This is a genomic window from Gilliamella sp. B3022, from assembly GCF_028751545.1.
In the GTDB taxonomy this organism is placed as follows: Bacteria; Pseudomonadota; Gammaproteobacteria; order Enterobacterales; family Orbaceae; genus Gilliamella.
The window spans coordinates 1,901,345-1,920,316 of sequence record NZ_CP071867.1 but is presented as its reverse complement, the minus strand read 5'-3'; the positions used below and the strand labels follow the sequence as shown (position 1 = coordinate 1,920,316).

Genomic DNA, 18,972 nt, shown 5'->3' with positions numbered 1-18,972 from the left:
CCAAAATGGTTTAGTAGTATCGATACCATCGCCATTTTATCCACAGAATTTATTTTGTCATCCAATAAATTGGATTAGAATTCTTGATTGCAAAACTGGCTGGTTTGTACTCGTCACTAAATTCATTAGCCACATTTGTATTGATGTGTTTGGTTGCTTTTCCATCAGCGATAGGATCTAATATGACTCACTGTTTATTCACCGCTACGTCTATTTTAGCTATTTGAAGCGCATTATTTTTTACTGTTTTGCTGATACGGTGATTAATGCTTATTGTCCGTAGCTCGTGGAGAACTAAGTGTTAATACACATAAATTTAAAAGGGTAATTTCATTTAGTGTTGATTAAATCTAGTTATTATGACATTAAACATGACTTTAATACATTCCATTAGAAAAAAAGTTCTTATTTGTTATAATTTCAAACTTTTAATTCAAACGGAAATGCCATGAGAATTCCATTAAAATTCTTTCCATCCTCATTTATCTTATTGTTATTTATCCCTTTTGATCTCTATGCTTCCGACTTTAACGGTGATCAGTTGAGCTTGGTTTGGGCTGTACCATTTATTGGAATTTTGCTATCAATTGCATTATGCCCACTATTTTTAGTACGATTGTGGCACTATCATTATGGTAAAATTATTATTTTTTGGACAACACTGTTTATGGTTTCTGCCATTTTTTCATTCGGCATGCAAACCACCATCAATCTAACTTCTCATGCAATATTAGAGGAGTATATCCCTTTTATCGTTTTACTACTTGCCCTGTTTACCGTATCTGGCGGGGTTTTGATTAAAAGTGATGTTATTAGTACCCCAAAATTAAATGTTATATTGTTAGCAATTGGCACTGCTTTAGCATCAATTATGGGTACAACAGGTGCGGCGATGTTAATGATTCGTCCTCTAATTAGGGCTAATCGTCACCGTAATCAATCTGTTCATATTATTATCTTTTTCATCTTTCTAGTTGCCAACATTGGGGGGGGATTAACTCCATTAGGTGATCCGCCATTATTCATTGGTTTTTTAAAAGGAGTTGATTTTTTTTGGACCGTTAAACATATGTTTTGTCCAGTGTTATTGACTACATTTTTATTATTGATAATTTTCTATGTTATCGATAATCATTACTTTCTTATACAATATGGTCAATCGTCAAAAATGAATACTACCAGTACTCAACCCTTCAAACTCTATGGTATAACAAACATTTTTTTATTGTTTGCTATTATTATATGTGTGTTGATATCTGGGATTTGGCAATCTTCAATCACATTCACCATTTTTACTACTTCGATCGCCCTATCCGATTTAGTGCGAGATCTTTTATTGTTAATTATCACTGTTACTTCTGTCCTGATTACACCAAAGCAAATTCGTGCTGATAATGAATTTAATTGGGATCCAATTATTGAAGTTGGAAAATTGTTTATTGGTGTTTTTATTACAATTGTACCGGTGTTAACAATTTTACGATCAGGCAGTAATGGGGCATTAGCGGCGATGGTAACACTCGTTAACAATGACCATCTTGAGCCAATCAATACTCTGTATTTTTGGTTTGCAGGATTGCTTTCAGGCTTTTTAGACAATGCTCCGACTTATCTGGTGTTTTTCAATCTAGCATCAGGAGATGCCATGACGTTAATGACCACAATGGCAAAAACACTATTGGCCATATCAATGGGTTCCGTGTTTATGGGGGCGCTTAGTTACATAGGAAATGCGCCTAACTTTATGGTTAAAAGTATAGCAATACAGCACCAAATTAAAATGCCAAGCTTTTTTGGTTATATGAAATGGTCAATTGCTATATTAATCCCAATTTTTGGGATAAACAATTTCATCTTTTTTGTATTGTTTTAGATAAAATGAATGATGGATAGAAAGTTAAAAATATGCGTTTAGACAATAAAGTATCTAATTCATTTAAACGTAAATAATCCGCTTTTCTATCCTTATTTTATATCCATGATAAGTGTTATCCCTAATAAACGCTGTTCCATTTTTTATAGAGTAATTTGAAAAGTCAGATTACCGATATTTTTGTCAACTCTAAAGTATCACCAATTCGCTTACGCTTTTTTTTATCATATAAATATAAACCAAAACTATAAGAGGATAAGTTGTTAGTGGGTTGATTTTAATATTAAATAAAGAGATCTTGCCTTAATGGAAACTTATTATAAGTTTCAAAGCTCCTTTATTGATTTGTCATCATCGAAATCCATTTCTTGCTAAGATTAATCTAGAGTTGTACTGAGAAAATCCGTCTAATAGTGATCGTCTAATTCACACTTACCGTATAATACAATTATGATACGACCATTAACATATCATTTTTTACATCGATTTTTTTTTACTCACGTTTTAATAAATACCAATTGCTACTAGTGTTGGGACCAAATTTCAATAACAAACTGCAACTATAATTTTAACTTCATAACCCTTTCTTTTATAAGGAAAGGCATACTCTGAACTACGGTTATTTATCTTTATTAGTATCTAAGCGTTTGGCATCAAGTTCTTTACAAATAAACTCATAAATGTCATCAAGTTTATAAAACTTACTGATCCAAAACATGGAAGCGATAATTAAAATACCTGGTAGATAAAGATAGCAAAGCTTGATGACAAAAAGTGCACTTGGTATTTGCACAGCATTAGCAATATAACCACCAGAAGTGAGCAAAACACCAGTAATTGCACCAGCACCCGCCATAGCCACCTTACCTAAAAAACCATTAATAGAGGTTAAGATACCTGCAGTATTAATACCTGTTTTCCAAACTCCATAATCAACGGGATCAGCTTGCATTGAAAAATAGATCGCTAAGCGTTGTCCGGCTCCAATTGATAAAATCACGGCACCTATAATCAAACCAAGATGATTAACACCAGATAGCATCATAATCCCCATTCCAATCAAATTGATAGTACTAGCAAATAAGTAAATATGGCGTTTTTTAAGACGATTGGCTAACAAAGGAACAGTCAGTGTTCCAAGTAATGGTACAAAGGTTGATATACCTGCAATAATTGCTGTTAATTCTGTGCTTTGTACATAATAATTAAAAAAATAGACCAATGCTCCTGTTTGTAAAAAGAACGCTCCCCACATTAGAAAAATATTGAAAGCAAAAACTTTCCAAGGTGTATTATCTTTTAGACCTAGCCATGCACGGGCAAGAGTCATTTTATCTTGAATTATAGTGATTTTTTCTTCAACATTTTTAAAGCTGACGATTAAAAAGAAGGTTGCAATGCATCCAAAAATAACTGCGGTATATAAAAAACCATGAATTTGATTGCCATTACCTAATGTTGCAACTAAAGGTAATGTTGCCACTGCAACAATGGTTGATCCTAATGATCCTAATAAAATTCGTACGGAGGATAATGTCGTACGTTCTAAAGAATCCGCAGTTAAAAACGGTAACATTGCACTAAAGGGAATATTAACAATGGTGTAGACAAATGACAGACACAAGTAGGTCACAAATGCATAGATAAGTTTACCTGTTGTACCAAAATCTGGCACATAAAATACCAATACACATAATATACCAAAAGGTATTGCACCAATTAATAACCATGGACGACACCGACCCCAACGAGTCGATGTATTATCAATGATAAGTCCCATTAATACGTCAGCAACACCATCAATTAATCGTGTAACTAAAAACATAATACCCACATAGTAAGCTGGTAGCTCCATTACATCAGTATAAAAATACATAAGATATAATGAAATTAACTGCCATACTAAGTTACAAGACAAATCAGCAATTCCATAACCAATTCGTTGTTGCCAAAGTTTAAATATTGAATGCATAATTTTAAATCCTTTAATTAAATTGATTAAAGAGAGTATTGACGAATAAACCAAGCAGGCGTACAGCTCCATGCATGACAATAACTGTTAATGATTCTGCTTCCGTAAGGTGAATAGTTGGGATCGTTAGGATCAAACAGTTCCCAAAACGTATCAGCGCCATATGCAACCATTTTTCCCCAATAGGCTTTAATTTCGTCTATCGCCTCTTTGGTCATACCAACTTTTAATAAAGCTAAAATATAGTGGTGGCGTAAGTAAGGTGTATTCATACCGATATCAGGAGGGGTTAATTGCAAACTATTCATCAATTTTCGCTGATGTTTGAGATCCCCTACATCAGCAAGAATCATCCAAATTTGCGTTGCATAGCTGATTTGACGTTGTACACCACTTATGTAAAATCCGGATTTTTCATCCCATAATTTGTCAGCCGCGTGTTTTACAAAATCCAAATTTTGTTGTAAATTTGCGGATATCTCTGGTTGAAAGGTTTGAGAAAGCTGTATCGCTTTGTCTAAACAATAGATTAAAACACCTTGTGAAGCACCTTGTTTATTTAGTTTTTCATGCCAATCAATAAATGACCACCAGTCATCACTATCGACCACAAGTCCATATTGATCACAACGTTTAAGCGCGATATTAATCTGTTGTAAAGCTACTGGCCACAATTCTTTAACAGTGGTGTGATCTTGAGTTGCTATGAAATAGTCATATAAGACATCAATATAAAACAACGAATAATCAAATAAGAAAGTATCATCAGCAATAATTTGTGGTTTTACAAAAATATTAGCCGAAACCATACCATCCTCTCGTCTATGACTTGCAAACAGATATAAGCAACGGCGGACAAGTTCATGTTGTTTAAAAGTAACATTGTTGACTAAAGCTTGAAGTCGTAGATCTCCTAACCATAATCGTCGATCTCGTTTAGGTCCATCTTCAAACACCTCTTGCATACAGTTTCGCAGTGTATGGACGGACACTTGATCAATTTTAGCTAATTGAAGATCTTGTGTTTGGCACTCAATACAGTGCTCAGGCGCTGAACTTACTGTTTTAAACTCAATGTCTTTAAACGCTAAATTGTATTTAGGTGATAATGAAACAATATCAATTTTCAAATATCGAAAACAGTAACGTCTTCCTAAGGTTATTTGGGCTGGTAGTACATCAATGTACTCGTCATGTTCTTGTAACCAACTTTTACTCAACCATCCTTGATATTGACTGAATGGCTCGGCAAGCTCACATAAAGTTTCAGCAAACGAAAACTTGATATGTGCAGGTGCATCGGGAGGACTTCCTACCGCATCACACAAAAAAGATAAATACCCAACTCCATGTTGACCAAAATCAATAATAAAACTTTCACCAGTTTGAAAACTTTGATTGAAATAAATAGTGGCAGGACTAATTACCTTAGACGACCATCCATGAATTGCTTGTGAGTCATTAACTAATGTAATGATATTTTGCGCTTTAATAATTGTTTGATGGATTGTTGGTATTAAATTTTCGGCTTTAGCAATGAACTTTATGTCCCGAATCATAACAATATCATCATTTTTTTGTATCGCTTGTGCCATAGTATTCTCCTTAAAAATCTCTATTTAGGAGTATAGCTATGAGTTACTTAAGACAGCTACTTTGATATTGCCACATTAGCGGTATAAATGGCATTAGTAAAAAGATCATTAAGAGTCAGTTCACATTTTTAGAATTATTACTTTTAAACAGAATGTTAATTACATTATTGTGTGAGGAGTGAAAGTGACGTAAACAATCATTGATGCTACACATTTTTTAATTCAGCATTTTCACTAACCATAATTAGAATTATTGAAAAGAAGTTAGGTAAGCATTATGAATCATTTAAAAATCATTACTTATTTTAATTCTGAATTAGATAAATTAGCGCTGTATAAAAGTGACCCAGAAGATAACAGTTATGAACATAACCATGAATTTGATGAGTTAGTCATTGTTGAACAAGGACATGGACTGCATATTATTAATGGTAAACCTTTATTTATACAACAAGGTGATGTGTTTTTAGTTCGTCACCATGATTATCATTTTTATGACGAACTGGGTACTTTAAAACTAACAAATATCTTGATCAATCCTCGTCGCAACTTTATGTATTTAAATAAGATAGAAATGTTATTGAATCGAATTTCCGTGAATGATTTAAGTTCGTCTATTTGGCTAACACCGAGCATACGGAAAGAGTGTAATACCGTTATTGATCAGATGTTTAATTTGCAAAATTCATTAGAGTATCGTGAATTTTTATTTTTTAAATTAATTACTATTATTGATCAATCACAACGGCAAACACAAAAAAACAATACACGTTATAAACTTCACTTATTGCTTAATCATTTACAAGATAACTGTTTTGATGAATATGATTGGCATAGTATTGCTCAACGTTTTCATTTAACTCTTAGAACAATGTTCAGGCATATTAAACAAGCCACAGGCCTAACACCAGAAAACTACATCAAACGATTGAGATTGTTATCAGCACGAGCAAAAATTCGTGAAAGTGATATGACAATTACTGAAATATCTTTACTTTGCGGTTTTATCAATAGTACTCATTTTACAACGTTATATAAAAAAACATTTGGTATAACGCCAAGTGAAGAAAGGAAAAACGATAAACAGAATTTAATAAATTAATCTTACAAAGAATCGTTCTGCTTTAAAATTGAACTGGTTGTCAAAAGTGTGAGTCTTCGCACAAATTTGATAAAAAGTCTAAAATTACTATAAATAACAGCCAAAAAAAGATTTTTCATGTCCATATATTAAAGGTCCGGTATGATTTTCCTTTTAAAATATGGGTATAACAATTAGTAAAGCTATGGGGACTATCCATGATTAAAAAACTGCTTGATAAAGATTTTTTTGTTTCAAGTGACCAAAACATTGCTCTTGAACCTCGGGCACCACAAACCGTATATCCTGAACATACTCATAATTTTAATGAAATTGTCATTGTCACAAAGGGATCAGGTAAGCATATTTTAAATGGTCAACTTTTTGACCTTTATCCAGGTATGATGTTTTATATTCATGCAAGTGATTGCCATTTATACGAAAATGTTAATAATTTACACTTAACAAATATCTTATTTAGAGATCAAGATAAATTCAATTTTATCAATGGTATTAACGAATTGATACCCAGACAAAAAACGAATCAATCGCACTATTTTGTGGATAAAAAATGTAACCAATATGTGCAAGCTATTTTAAATCAACTCAATCAAATGAATAAACAGCCAAATGCCTTTCAGGAAAGTCTTTTTTTACAATTACTTTTATTATTTAAACAAAATCATCATTTTAATCAAGGAGAAGGATCAACAGATTCTCGAGTTAAACAATTGTTGCACTGGTTACAAATTCATTTTAATGAATCAATTGATTGGGATATGATCACACAACAATTTTCACTGTCACTTCGCTCTTTTCATCGACACATAAAAAACCATTTAGGTATTACTCCCCAAAAATATTTAATAAAATTACGCTTAGCTGAGGCCTACACTCAATTAATATATACTAGAAAGACAATTACAGAAATTGCTCAAGAATGTGGATTTAATGATAGTGCCTACTTTTCAACCTGTTTTAAACAAGAGTTTAAAATTGGTCCACAAATATTACGTAATGATCCAGAAAGACGTTATCATTAATCGTGAAACAAAGTCGTCAAGAACAAGTTATGAATAAATATTTACGTTTATATAAACAGGACTATTTTATTTCAAAGATAAATACGGTTACTGTCGAAAAAAGAGAACATCAGCAATCCTTTCCTTTGCATAATCATGACTTCTATGAAATTGTTATTGTCTGTTCAGGAAATGGATTGCATCATTGGAATGATTATATTTATCCCATTACCAGTGGCGATATTTTATATATCAATCCAAAGGACATTCACGGTTATGAATCCGTAAATAATCTTAAACTGTTTAATGTATTATATTTGCGAGAAACGCTTTTTTTGTCAGCTATAATTGAAAAATATCTACCTCAACATAACGCTAAACACACAGAACGCGTTTGGCGAATTAATCCTTCATTTATTAAACAGTTATCATCATTGGTTGATCAGTTAACCATAGAATCAAAAAAAAATAATTTACCCTCAGTGCATTTGTCTGAAACGTTGTTTTTACAGTTATTAATTTTATTAGATAGAATCAAGCAAGATCCTAATGAACAATCTACTACAGAGACTCATCAGTTAGATCTACTTTTTACAATGTTGCATAATAGTATTGGCAGTTCATTTAACTTGGAAATGTTTTGCAAACAAAATCATATTGCAGAACGTTCAATTAGCCGTCTATTTAAAAGCCAAACGGGCATGACCATTAATGAGTATTTGCAAAAGCGTCGTCTATGTAACGCTATGTCATTACTGCGCAATACGCAATACTCGATCAGTATGATTTCATCGGAATGTGGCTATGATGATAGTAACTATTTTTCTGTGGTTTTTAAAAAAGAGACTCAACAAACGCCATCCCAATATCGATCAAAATTTAAAAATAAACACAATAAAAAGTAACACTCCTTGAGTTAAATTAGATTGTTAAAGTTTACTCTCTTTTAAAACACAAAAGAGAGCAACCATTTAATTAAGATAAAATACAGGCAATAACTCTTCACTGATTGGGCTATTATCAGTATTACTTGGCATAATATCACGCATAAATGTCCACCACTTTTGGCACGCAGTGGTACTACCAATAGCATTCCAACGTTCTTCTGATTCAATTTCAACGTAAGCAAATAATAGATTGCGCTTTGCATCGAGAAAAATCGAATAATTATGTGCACCATGTGCTTTTAATTCTTTCACTAATTCTGGAAAAATTTCATCGTGCCGTCTTTTATATTCCGCATGTTTATCAGGATTAACCTGCATGATTGAAGCTTTTCTTAACATAACCATTCCTCTTTATTAATCATAAAATATGAAATAAGTCAATATGATATTTACTAACCTATTTCATAATTTTATGTAAGCAACTTATCATTGATAAATAGTATGATAAAGTTGTTCAATTTCGTGAACATTTGTTTTACGTGGATTACCATCTGTGCAAACATCATTAAAAGCAGCCTTCGCAAGCAATGGAATATCTTCAATTTTTACACCAATGGCTTTCAAATTAGCTGGAATACCTACATCCTGATTAAGTTGTTTGACTGCATCAACAGCAGCTTGCCTGGCCTGTTCAATACTCATACTTTCAGTATTAACAATTCCCATTGCCTTAGCAATATCACGGAATTTATCAGCAGTAAAATCAGCATTGTAAGCCATGATATGGGGGAGCAAAACCGCGTTTGCCACACCATGCGGTGTATTATAAAATGCACCAAGCGGATGAGCCATACCATGCACAAGCCCTAAACCAACATTTGAAAAGCCCATTCCTGCAATATATTGCCCAAGTGCCATATCTTCACCACCTTTTTTATTACCCTTGACAAAATCGCGAAGTGAACGTGAAATAATTTCAATCGCTTTTAGATGGAACATATCAGAAAGTTCCCATGCACCTTTAGTAATATACCCTTCAATAGCATGAGTTAACGCATCAACACCTGTTGCAGCTTTTAAACTTGCAGGCATACTAGCCATCATTTCGGAATCAATAATAGCAACAATCGGAATATCATGCGGATCAACACAAACAAACTTGCGTTTTTTCTCTTCATCTGTGATAACGTAATTGATCGTTACTTCCGCAGCGGTACCTGCCGTTGTTGGAATGGCTATGGTAGGAACCGCAGGTTTTTTAGTTGATGCAACGCCTTCTAAACTGCGCACATCAGCATAATCAGGATTATTAATAATGATTCCAATTGCTTTGGCAGTATCTTGCGGTGAACCGCCACCAATAGCGATAAGATAATCAGCTTGTGATTGTTTAAAAATTTCAATACCTTTTTGCACAACACCGATCGTTGGGTTAGGTATGACATCATCAAAAATTTGATAACTTAAACCATTGTCATCTAATAATTTTGTAACCTTGGTTGCTACATTGAATTTGATAAGATCTTTATCCGTTACAACTAAGGCTTTTTTAAAACCCCGTTTTTTAATCTCATCAACGATATGTTGGATTGAACCTGCACCAAAATAAGAGGTTTCATTTAAAATCATTCTATAAGCCATAATCTGTTTTCCTTTCAATTAATTTGCCATGCCTAAGCCAACGATATTGGCAGCAAAAATAATAACTAAGCAACCTATACATAATACTTTTACTGGTTTCTTTCCTGTGCCAAACCACTCTTTTAAAACTAAACCAACAATACCACCACAAAGCACATAAAAGCTCATATGTAACATCCAACTCATAAAGCCATATTCTGCTGGAATATTGGCATGGCCCCATGCATAAAAGAAGAATTGAAAATACCACATTGCACCGCCCAAAATGGCAAACAATGCATTGCTAATGAGTAACGATTTAGCAACCGAGAAATCTTGTTTGAATGACAACTCTTTTTTAAAACAGAGGCGGGAAATACAAAAACCGAGATTAACTATCGCGCCACCACCCATGATGACTACATAACTAGGTAACGCAACATACAGATGGGAAACACCTAATTGAGCGGCCTTAGTATGCATAGGTACTGCGGCGCTCATAGCAAAAGACATACCGGCAGAAAAAATCCCACACATTACCGCTAATAATAAGCCTTTGCGTAGATTAAAATCCGCTACCTGTACACCTAATGTTTTTTCTTTTAAAAGTCCCGCATAAGTAACAATGGCTACCCCAATAACAGCGACAACTACGCCTAGCAGTGTCATTTTGCCGCCGGTTGAAGCGATAAGTTCACCAAATTTACCTTGTAATATCGGCGTCATTAACGTACCAACAATTAAGGTAATGCCAATTGCAATACCTATCCCCATGGACATACCCAAATAGCGCATAGTCAGTCCATAGCCGACATTACCAATTCCCCACATTGCACCAAATAGAAAAACTGGAATTAATACATCTGAACTGAAACTACCGTAATATTCCCAAAAATCAGGCAATAAACAGTAACTTATAGATCAAGGTAAAATAATCCATGAAAAAATACCCGCGATTGACCACATTGTTTCCCATGACCAGTTTTTCACTTTTTTTAAAGGCGCATAAAAACTAGCGGCAGAAGCGGCACCAACAAAATGCCAAATAATGCCTAGAAAAATTGAACTACCCATATTTGTTTCCTTATAGCTAAACAATATTACTTAGTATATTTTTGCTAAGCTTATTTATTGTTTTAATGCGTCCTCTAAAGGAGTAACATCAAACCGTTGAGCAAGAAGCCTAAATTGCTCTAAAGTAATGGTTTGTCGTTTGCCTCCCATGGATAATACTTTTACTAATACTTCCGCGGATTTTTCAGCAGTATCAATTAATCCAAAAGCCTCATCCAAATTTGATCCTGTACCGAAAACACCATGAAACGCCCAAAGAACTAATGTGTGTTTTGCCATTTCTTTTGCCGTTGCATAACCAATTTCATCTTTACCTGGTACCATCCAAGGCACTACTCCAACACCATTTGGAAAAACAACCAGGCATTCGGTGCTCATTTCCCATAGTAAACGGGTAATAACTGCGGTATCGAGCTCTAAAACATAGGTTAATGCAATTAAATTGGTTGCATGACAATGCATGATCACGCGATCTTTACCTTGGCTTTTTTCCATGCGAACAATGTGAGACTGTAAGTGAGCAGCTAGCTCAGAAGTGGGTAAACCACCATTAATCAACCCCCACATAATATAGTAACCCTTGCCCTGTTCATCGATTTTGACAATAGCTAAGGTATCAGCGGGATCTAAAATGACATTTCGGAAAAATTTTCCAGAACCTGTCACAATAAAGTATTGATTGGCTAACTTAGCCACATCTTGTGTTAATGATACGTGCCTTGGATTAGCATAAAAGTCACCTTGAAATGAAACGACATCGGTGTCTAACAATCGTAAGCTTACGTTACCACCATTACGTTCATCCCAACCTTTTAACCACATGTCGTACGTTGCTTTGATCATGCCTTGCACAAACCAAGAAGATAGAATCTGTTGCATTGTTTTCACCTTTTTTATCGTTGGCTTAATACTTGTTGCTCATATTGACGAACTTCGTCTAACCATGCCTGGCCTACTGGGACATCATTAAGCTGACAATACCTGTCCCAAACTGCTTGCCAAGGCAGTGATTTTTGTTCTTCTAATAATGCTAATCGGGAGGTAAAATCTCGGTCATGTTCGTACTGTTTGAGTTTATCCGTTGGTTCTAATAGTGCTTTCATTAAGCATTTTTTCATATTACGAGTACCAATTACCCAAGCAGCAATACGGTTAATTGATGCATCAAAAAAGTCTAAACCGATATGTACACGATCGAATAATTTATTACGAATGACCTCACTGGCTATGTTTTGAGTTTCATCATCAAATAATACGACGTGATCGCTATCCCAACGTACTGGACGGCTTACGTGTAATAATAAGTGTTCAATAAATGGCATAACGGCAGAAATCTTATCTGAAATCACTTCTGTCGGATGGAAATGACCAGCATCTAAACATAATGCTGTTTTACGAGATGTGGCATAAGCCAAATAAAATTCGTTAGAGCCAGCAGTATAGGATTCTAAACCAATACCAAATAGCTTACTTTCAACGGCATCAATGTGATATTTGGAATCAATCTTTTCGCTGATCATTTCATCAATAGCTTCAACTAAACGCTGTCTTGGTCCAAATTTGTCAACCGTGATATCTTTCATGCCATCTGGTAACCAAATGTTCATAATTGACGGTGTACCTAACTCTTTACCGAAGTACTCAGATACTTTACGACATGCTTTGCCATGATCAATCCAGAATTGACGGATTTGATCGTTAGTGTGGGTTAAAGTCCCATCATTACTCAGTGGATGTGAAAAGTAAGTAGGATTGAAGTCTAAACCAATATGCTGTTTTTTTGCCCAACAAACCCAGTTAGCAAAATGTTCGGATTTAATTTCATTACGATCGACTTTGTGATCAACTTCAAGATAGCAAGCATGCAAGTTAAGGCGTTTTGGTCCAGGAATTAAACTGAAGGCTTTATCTAAATCTAAGCGCAGTTCGTCAGCGTTACGCGCTTTGCCAGGATAATTTCCTGTTGCTTGAATACCACCTGTTAACTCGCCTTCAAGTTTTTCAAAACCAACCACATCATCACCTTGCCAACAATGTACCGAAATTGGTAAGCGGGCCATAGTAGAAATTGCGGCATCAGTATCTACACCTATTTCTGCATATCTTGATTTGGCAATTTGGTATGCCTTTTCAACGACATTCATGGAAGACTCCTTTATGAAATATATAAATTTTTTAAATAATTATTGGTTGGAGAGTAATATTTGGTGTCAAAATTTTGTGCAATAATATGGCGCAAAGTATTGACATTTTTAATGTCACCTAACGCAATCAATTGATAACCCACATTCCCAAGTGATGAAGATTCAATGGGGCCAGCAGTAACATTGATTTGACAAACATCAGCACATAACTGATTTAAAAAAGCGTTTTGACAGCCACCACCAACAATATGTAGAGTTTCGATTTTTCTATTAGTGATCGTTACTAATTCTTTGATGATATCGCGATATAAATGAGCCAAACTGTCAAAAATACATCGCAACAGCTGCGATAGACGTTCAGGTGCATGACCGTGGTTTTCCAAACAAATTTGTTTTATGGTTTCTGTCATCGATTGAGGATTTAACAATCGACAATCATTTGGATTGATAAGATAGGTAAATGCGGATTCTTGTTCAGCTAATTGAATTAATGAGGTAATATCCTTAACTTCATGTTCAACGCAGACTCGTTGGAATAACCATAGTCCCATTATGTTTTTTAATACTCGAAAATGTCCATCAACGCCCCCTTCGTTAGTAATATTTGCGTTTAATGCCGGTTGTCCAGTAACAGGCTGTTTTGATTCAATCCCCATTAATGACCAAGTTCCAGAACATAAGTAAGCACTATGTTGATCATTGATTGGTGCAGCAATAACTGCACTAGCCGTATCATGGCTGGCAATAGCGATAACCGGAATTCGATCGCCTTCGGGTGTTTTCCACATTCCAACTTGATTACCTGGTTGAGAAATAGTACCAAACCATTTACGTGGTATACCTAAATAGTTAAGCAAGTCATCATCCCAGTTTTTCGTAACAACATTAACTAATTGAGTGGTCGTTGCGTTAGTGTATTCGCGATTAAGTTGTCCAGTGAGTCGATAGATAAAATAATCAGGGATCATTACTAAATCGGTTACTTGTGATAGCCAAGTAGGAGGATTGATCATCATTGCTTTGAGTTGGTAAAGGGTATTAAAAGTGAGAAATTGGATGCCCGTTTTTTGATAAATCCTTTCTGTGCTAAGTTCAGATTGCACCAGTGACATGACATTATCAGTACGATGATCACGATAAGAATAAGTGGATCCAACTACTTGTCCATTCTTATCAAGCAATACATAATCAACGCCCCAACTATCAATACCGATACTATCGATTTTGATATTTTGCTGAATAATTTTATTTAGTCCAATTAAGATCTGTTGTTCCAGATAAACTAAATCCCAACAATAATCATTATCTATTGCTTTGAATCCATTGTTAAACCGGTGAATTTCTTTAAGCGTTATTTTTTGAATTTGCTGTTGATAACATGACAGCATGACCCGACCACTCGATGCCCCTAAGTCAATTGCTACAATATATCTATCTTCCATTAACACTGCCCTTAATTTTATTAATGGTGATAGTTTATATAGCGTTAAATTCAAAGACTTTTAATCGATTGCCATTGTTTAATAAATGTTGGCAATATTTTCAAACTCAGTGTGATCTATCACACAAATTACCAAATTTATCGGTTTTATACATTCCCATAAATTATTGGTATAATAATTTTTTTTACAAAATTTGAGAGTAATCCATGGTAAATCAGTTAAAAGCCCTTATTCAGTATCTTCTTCCTAAACAGTTATTAACTTCGTTATTTGGTTGGCTTGCTAAAAAGCAGCTAGGTAACATTACTACTTGGATAATTCAGGGCTTTATCAAATTGTATAAAATAGACTTAAGTGAAGCTAAATTGGTAAATGTTCGAGACTATAAAACCTTTAATGATTTTTTTGCACGTAAACTGAAAGAAGATGCTCGCCCAATTGATACCGCGATTAATTCTATTATTATGCCCGCTGATGGAGTTATAAGCCAATTTGGAACGATTCAAGATAACTTCTTACTACAAGCAAAAGGGCATTATTATTCCTTAGAAGCACTAGTTGCTTGTCATTCTGATATGATTAAATTTTTTAAACATGGTTCTTATGCAACCACGTACCTCTCCCCAAAAAATTATCATCGCTTTCATATGCCTTGTGATGGCGTTTTACGTGAAATGATTTATGTACCCGGTTCGCTTTATTCTGTGAGTAAAGCAACCACTGAATGTATACCAAATATTTTTGCTCGGAATGAACGCGTAATTTGTTTATTTGAAACTGAGTTTGGTCCAATGGCACAAATACTAGTCGGGGCAACTATCGTTGGTAGTATTGAAGTAGAGTGGGAAGGTTGTATTACTCCGCCACGCGAAGGCATAATGAAACGTTGGATCTATTCAGGCGAAGTAAAATTAATTAAAGGACAAGATATGGGATGTTTTAAACTTGGTTCAACCGTTATCACCTTGTTTGCATCCAATACAATTGAATTTGATAGCCACTTGAAAGTTGGCGATACAACACGTGTTGGTCAAAAATTAGCTGAAAGGATATAGCTTTATGTGGATACGTAGTATTTTATGTTGTGCTTTATTGCTGTTTTCATCAATAACATTGGCTGAACAAACAGTCATTACCATTAATAATGAAGAAGAACTGTTACAAACACTCAATCAATTAGGTGATAAAAATGAGGAACTCCGTCAAAATTTAGAGCTTCAAAAAACACATTTAACCAGCATTATTAATGAACAAAATAATATTACTACGCAAATTTCACATGTTCAAAATACATTATCAACTCTTGCCGAACAAGGGGAATGGTTAAGTTTTTCAACTGCGCTTGGCGAAACACTTCGCCAACAATTGTTAAATCTACCAGAAAAACCAAAATCTCAACCACTTGATGCAGAAATAGCGGAAGCAAAAGTTCAGCAGTTAAATTACAGCAATAATTTAAAGGCATTAGGCAGCTATCCGACATTAACTAACCCAGTTAATAGCTCAAAACTTGCTAGCCAATATCGACGTTCAATTCGTGAACAGATTGAATTACTTAAAACGTTAATCTCAGGCACAGACACCACTATTTTGGAGTTAACAAAATTAAAAATATCAAATAAGCAATTAACTAATGCTATAGATGAAGTTAATGATGCTGCACATCGTTATTTTTTTTGGGTTGCCGATGTAAATCCAATTTCATTGGAGTATCCAGTAAATTTAGCTAAAGATGTGGCTTATGTAATATTTTCTATCGACACATTATCTCAGTTATATCATGCGAGTTGTGAAATATTATCATCACCTAAATTACTATTTTTATTAATAATATCCATAATATTTGTTTTTGCACATTTCAAAATGCGAAATAAATATTATGCTTTTTTAAATAAATCAGCTACGCGTGTAGGTAAAGTAACGCAAGACAATTATTCATTAACGTTAAAAGTAATAGTTTATTCGTTAATTATGGCGTTGCCTATACCTATTTTATGGGCTGTTTTTGGTTATGCACTACAACAAATCAATTGGGATTATCCGGTGGCTATTGCGCTGGGCTATGGAGTTAATGCTGCTGCACCAATTTTATGGGTTTTTATAATCACAGCTCATTTTGCGGAAAAATCAGGACTCTTTATCACCCATTTTGGCTGGTCAAAAGCTAATGTTCATGAAGCAATGAAATATTATAAACTTTCAGTGTGGGTGGTGATTCCTCTTGTAATGATTGTAATGAGTTTTGATCAGTTTAACAATCGCCAATTTGCTGCTACTATTGGTCGTTGTGCCTTTATTATTTTATGTTTTGCATTAGTATTCATGAGCAACTCAATTCACCGCGCTGGTGTTCCATTATATATAGATAAAAAAGGCTCAGGCGATAATCTCTTGAGTCATATTTTATGGCTCATTTTATTGAGTGCACCGTGGTTAGCAATAATAGCCGCCTGTTTAGGATATTTATCTACTGCGCAAGTTTTATTAGGGCGCCTTGAAGCTTCAGTCATTATTTGGTTAGGTTTATTAGTTATTTATTTTATGATTCGTCGTTGGATGTGGATCCAAAAACGTCGCATCAAATTTGAACGAGCAAAACAGCGCCGATTAGAACGTATGCAACGCGCTAGAGGTCACGAGGAAGATTTAACATCAATTAATGATGGTATGGATGAACCTGCGATTGACTTAGATGCAATTAGTGCTCAATCATTACTATTGGTTAGATCAATTATTATGCTTATAGCATCAATCAGTATGATTTTACTCTGGTCAGAATTGCATTCAGCTTTTGCCTTTATGAATAACATTAAACTTTGGGGTACAAGCGTAATAGTAAATGGAACCGAAGTAGAACAATACATTACGTTAGGTGCTGTTTGTATTGCCATTTTAGTTATGACTATTACCATTCAATTAGTCAAAAATCTGCCTGCACTACTTGAATTAGGTTTACTTCAACATTTAGATCTAGCCCCAGGAACGGGTTATGCCATCTCAACCGTTTCAAAATATATTGTATTGATGATAGGCAGTATGATTGCATTTTCATTTATCGGCATTGATTGGGCAAAAATTCAGTGGCTTATTGCAGCATTAGGTGTCGGTTTAGGATTTGGTTTACAAGAAATTTTTGCAAATTTTATTTCTGGTTTAATTATTCTTTTTGAAAAACCGGTACGCATTGGTGATACAGTTACCATCAGGGATTTAACGGGTAATATCACAAAAATCAATACGCGTGCTATTACCATTGTCGATTGGGATCGCAAAGAAATAGTTATGCCCAATAAGGCATTTATTACCGAACAACTCGTCAATTGGTCATTATCTGATTCAATAACCCGAATTGTATTAACCATTCCAGCAACCATCGATGCAAATAGCGATCTTGTGATCAAACTATTAGAGAAAGCATGTGAAAAATGTGAATATGTACTTAAAGATCCAGAACCACAAGTATATCTAGTTGATATTCAAGAAGGTATTCAGTTATTTGAAATACGCGTATTTGCGGCTGAAATGGGACACCGTATGCGACTACGCAGTGCTATTCATAAATTAATATTGGAAGCTTACCGTGAACACAATTTACAATTACCATTTCCACCTCTACAAACCAATTTAGAAGCACTTGGTCGTAAAAGTGGGCGTCGTAGTTACCATGTTGGCACTATTTAACCAAATAGGGTTTCTAACCAAGGCACACCAAATGCTCCTGGAGCCAAAAGTACAAATGCCCAAATTGGCGCGGAAGCGATATTCGCTAAATTAAATTTGCTTGCTGGCATATGCATAGTGCCAGCAATGAGTGGTACAAATGCTCGTAATGGGCCAAAAAAACGACCAATAAAAACCCCAAAAGTACCATAACGTTGAAAGAATTGTTCAGCACGAAAAATAAGTTTTGGATGTTTGTTTAACGGCCATGAAGCAATCACTTGTTGATGATAATACTTACCTAACCAATAAGATACCCAATCACCTAAAATTGCCCCTAGTGAGGCGGCAATCAACACAGGGAAAAAAGATATCGCTCCACCACCAATCAAGGCGCCTGCACCCAATAATATGGCTGTAGCTGGCACAAGTAATGAAATAATAGCCAGTGACTCTCCAAAAGCCAGTATAAATATAATTGGCAAAGCCCATATTTGCTGAGTTTGAATAAACTGCATTATTATTTGTGTGATTTCGTGTAATGACATAGTTTAAATTAATAAATTAGCAATTGATTATAGTTTCTTATTTTACCATAATAT

At 34.6% G+C, this 18,972-nt stretch carries 14 protein-coding genes and 1 pseudogene; 6 read left to right on the top strand and 9 right to left on the bottom strand.

The genetic code is table 11. The features are described 5' to 3' along the window. Positions 1-448 precede the first annotated feature (448 nt). On the top strand, positions 449-1,873 hold the full coding sequence (locus tag J4T76_RS08655) for a sodium:proton antiporter (RefSeq protein WP_267355658.1): 1,425 nt from the start codon (positions 449-451) through the stop codon (positions 1,871-1,873). A gap of 619 nt (positions 1,874-2,492) precedes the next feature. Here the strand turns inward: J4T76_RS08655 and J4T76_RS08650 are convergent. Together J4T76_RS08650 and J4T76_RS08645 are read right to left on the bottom strand one after the other, a co-directional pair. After that, entirely contained in the window at positions 2,493-3,845 is a 1,353-nt protein-coding gene (locus tag J4T76_RS08650) for an MFS transporter (protein WP_267340506.1), read from the bottom strand. A 26-nt stretch (positions 3,846-3,871) separates the two neighbouring features. Next, positions 3,872-5,440 (bottom strand): alpha-L-rhamnosidase-related protein, encoded by a 1,569-nt coding sequence (locus J4T76_RS08645; protein WP_267340507.1) that lies wholly within the window; start codon positions 5,438-5,440, stop codon positions 3,872-3,874. A 277-nt stretch (positions 5,441-5,717) separates the two neighbouring features. Between J4T76_RS08645 and J4T76_RS08640 the strand changes: the two genes are divergently transcribed. The 3 genes from J4T76_RS08640 to J4T76_RS08630 all read left to right on the top strand — a co-directional run bounded on the left by J4T76_RS08640 (position 5,718) and on the right by J4T76_RS08630 (position 8,448). Then, complete coding sequence (locus J4T76_RS08640) at positions 5,718-6,542, top strand: helix-turn-helix domain-containing protein (protein ID WP_267345619.1); 825 nt, start codon at positions 5,718-5,720, stop codon at positions 6,540-6,542. A 197-nt stretch (positions 6,543-6,739) separates the two neighbouring features. After that, positions 6,740-7,564: an HTH-type transcriptional activator RhaS gene (gene rhaS, locus J4T76_RS08635; protein WP_267355656.1), complete on the top strand. Its 825-nt coding sequence runs from the start codon at positions 6,740-6,742 to the stop codon at positions 7,562-7,564. Positions 7,565-7,593: 29 nt separating this feature from the next. Further along, positions 7,594-8,448, top strand: coding sequence for a helix-turn-helix domain-containing protein (locus J4T76_RS08630; protein WP_267340510.1), 855 nt, complete (start codon positions 7,594-7,596; stop codon positions 8,446-8,448). Positions 8,449-8,514: 66 nt separating this feature from the next. Here the strand turns inward: J4T76_RS08630 and rhaM are convergent, their stop codons facing one another. From rhaM to rhaB, 6 genes and pseudogenes are all read right to left on the bottom strand, one after another. Then, positions 8,515-8,829, bottom strand: coding sequence for an L-rhamnose mutarotase (gene rhaM, locus J4T76_RS08625; protein WP_267340511.1), 315 nt, complete (start codon positions 8,827-8,829; stop codon positions 8,515-8,517). A gap of 87 nt (positions 8,830-8,916) precedes the next feature. Next, complete coding sequence (gene fucO / locus J4T76_RS08620) at positions 8,917-10,071, bottom strand: lactaldehyde reductase (protein WP_267354672.1); 1,155 nt, start codon at positions 10,069-10,071, stop codon at positions 8,917-8,919. Positions 10,072-10,089: 18 nt separating this feature from the next. Next, positions 10,090-11,124 (bottom strand): annotated as a pseudogene (gene rhaT, locus J4T76_RS08615) (L-rhamnose/proton symporter RhaT). A 54-nt stretch (positions 11,125-11,178) separates the two neighbouring features. Continuing rightward, on the bottom strand, positions 11,179-12,003 hold the full coding sequence (gene rhaD / locus J4T76_RS08610; RefSeq protein ID WP_267354674.1) for a rhamnulose-1-phosphate aldolase: 825 nt from the start codon (positions 12,001-12,003) through the stop codon (positions 11,179-11,181). A gap of 14 nt (positions 12,004-12,017) precedes the next feature. Further along, positions 12,018-13,268, bottom strand: coding sequence for an L-rhamnose isomerase (locus J4T76_RS08605; RefSeq protein ID WP_267340515.1), 1,251 nt, complete (start codon positions 13,266-13,268; stop codon positions 12,018-12,020). Between the two features lie 11 nt (positions 13,269-13,279). After that, on the bottom strand, positions 13,280-14,710 hold the full coding sequence (rhaB, locus tag J4T76_RS08600) for a rhamnulokinase (protein WP_267340516.1): 1,431 nt from the start codon (positions 14,708-14,710) through the stop codon (positions 13,280-13,282). Positions 14,711-14,916: 206 nt separating this feature from the next. Between rhaB and asd the strand changes: the two genes are divergently transcribed. Beyond that, the gene (gene asd / locus J4T76_RS08595) at positions 14,917-15,765 is read left to right on the top strand and encodes an archaetidylserine decarboxylase (protein ID WP_267340517.1); all 849 of its coding nucleotides are present in this window, start codon (positions 14,917-14,919) and stop codon (positions 15,763-15,765) included. A 4-nt stretch (positions 15,766-15,769) separates the two neighbouring features. Next, positions 15,770-18,391, top strand: coding sequence for a miniconductance mechanosensitive channel MscM (mscM, locus tag J4T76_RS08590; RefSeq protein WP_267340518.1), 2,622 nt, complete (start codon positions 15,770-15,772; stop codon positions 18,389-18,391). On the opposite strand, the gene J4T76_RS08585 is transcribed toward mscM, so the two are convergent. Then, complete coding sequence (locus J4T76_RS08585) at positions 18,388-18,918, bottom strand: DedA family protein (protein WP_267340519.1); 531 nt, start codon at positions 18,916-18,918, stop codon at positions 18,388-18,390. The genes mscM and J4T76_RS08585 overlap by 4 nt on opposite strands. Between the last annotated feature and the right edge of the window lie 54 nt (positions 18,919-18,972).

Bases quoted from the DNA above. Each gene is read 5' to 3' on its own strand.
- J4T76_RS08655 (WP_267355658.1), top strand. From the start codon at position 449: ATGAGAATTCCATTAAAATTCTTTCCATCCTCATTTATCTTATTGTTA.
- J4T76_RS08650 (WP_267340506.1), bottom strand. From the start codon at position 3,845: ATGCATTCAATATTTAAACTTTGGCAACAACGAATTGGTTATGGAATT.
- J4T76_RS08645 (WP_267340507.1), bottom strand. From the start codon at position 5,440: ATGGCACAAGCGATACAAAAAAATGATGATATTGTTATGATTCGGGAC.
- J4T76_RS08640 (WP_267345619.1), top strand. From the start codon at position 5,718: ATGAATCATTTAAAAATCATTACTTATTTTAATTCTGAATTAGATAAA.
- rhaS (WP_267355656.1), top strand. From the start codon at position 6,740: ATGATTAAAAAACTGCTTGATAAAGATTTTTTTGTTTCAAGTGACCAA.
- J4T76_RS08630 (WP_267340510.1), top strand. From the start codon at position 7,594: ATGAATAAATATTTACGTTTATATAAACAGGACTATTTTATTTCAAAG.
- rhaM (WP_267340511.1), bottom strand. From the start codon at position 8,829: ATGTTAAGAAAAGCTTCAATCATGCAGGTTAATCCTGATAAACATGCG.
- fucO (WP_267354672.1), bottom strand. From the start codon at position 10,071: ATGGCTTATAGAATGATTTTAAATGAAACCTCTTATTTTGGTGCAGGT.
- rhaD (WP_267354674.1), bottom strand. From the start codon at position 12,003: ATGCAACAGATTCTATCTTCTTGGTTTGTGCAAGGCATGATCAAAGCA.
- J4T76_RS08605 (WP_267340515.1), bottom strand. From the start codon at position 13,268: ATGAATGTCGTTGAAAAGGCATACCAAATTGCCAAATCAAGATATGCA.
- rhaB (WP_267340516.1), bottom strand. From the start codon at position 14,710: ATGGAAGATAGATATATTGTAGCAATTGACTTAGGGGCATCGAGTGGT.
- asd (WP_267340517.1), top strand. From the start codon at position 14,917: ATGGTAAATCAGTTAAAAGCCCTTATTCAGTATCTTCTTCCTAAACAG.
- mscM (WP_267340518.1), top strand. From the start codon at position 15,770: ATGTGGATACGTAGTATTTTATGTTGTGCTTTATTGCTGTTTTCATCA.
- J4T76_RS08585 (WP_267340519.1), bottom strand. From the start codon at position 18,918: ATGTCATTACACGAAATCACACAAATAATAATGCAGTTTATTCAAACT.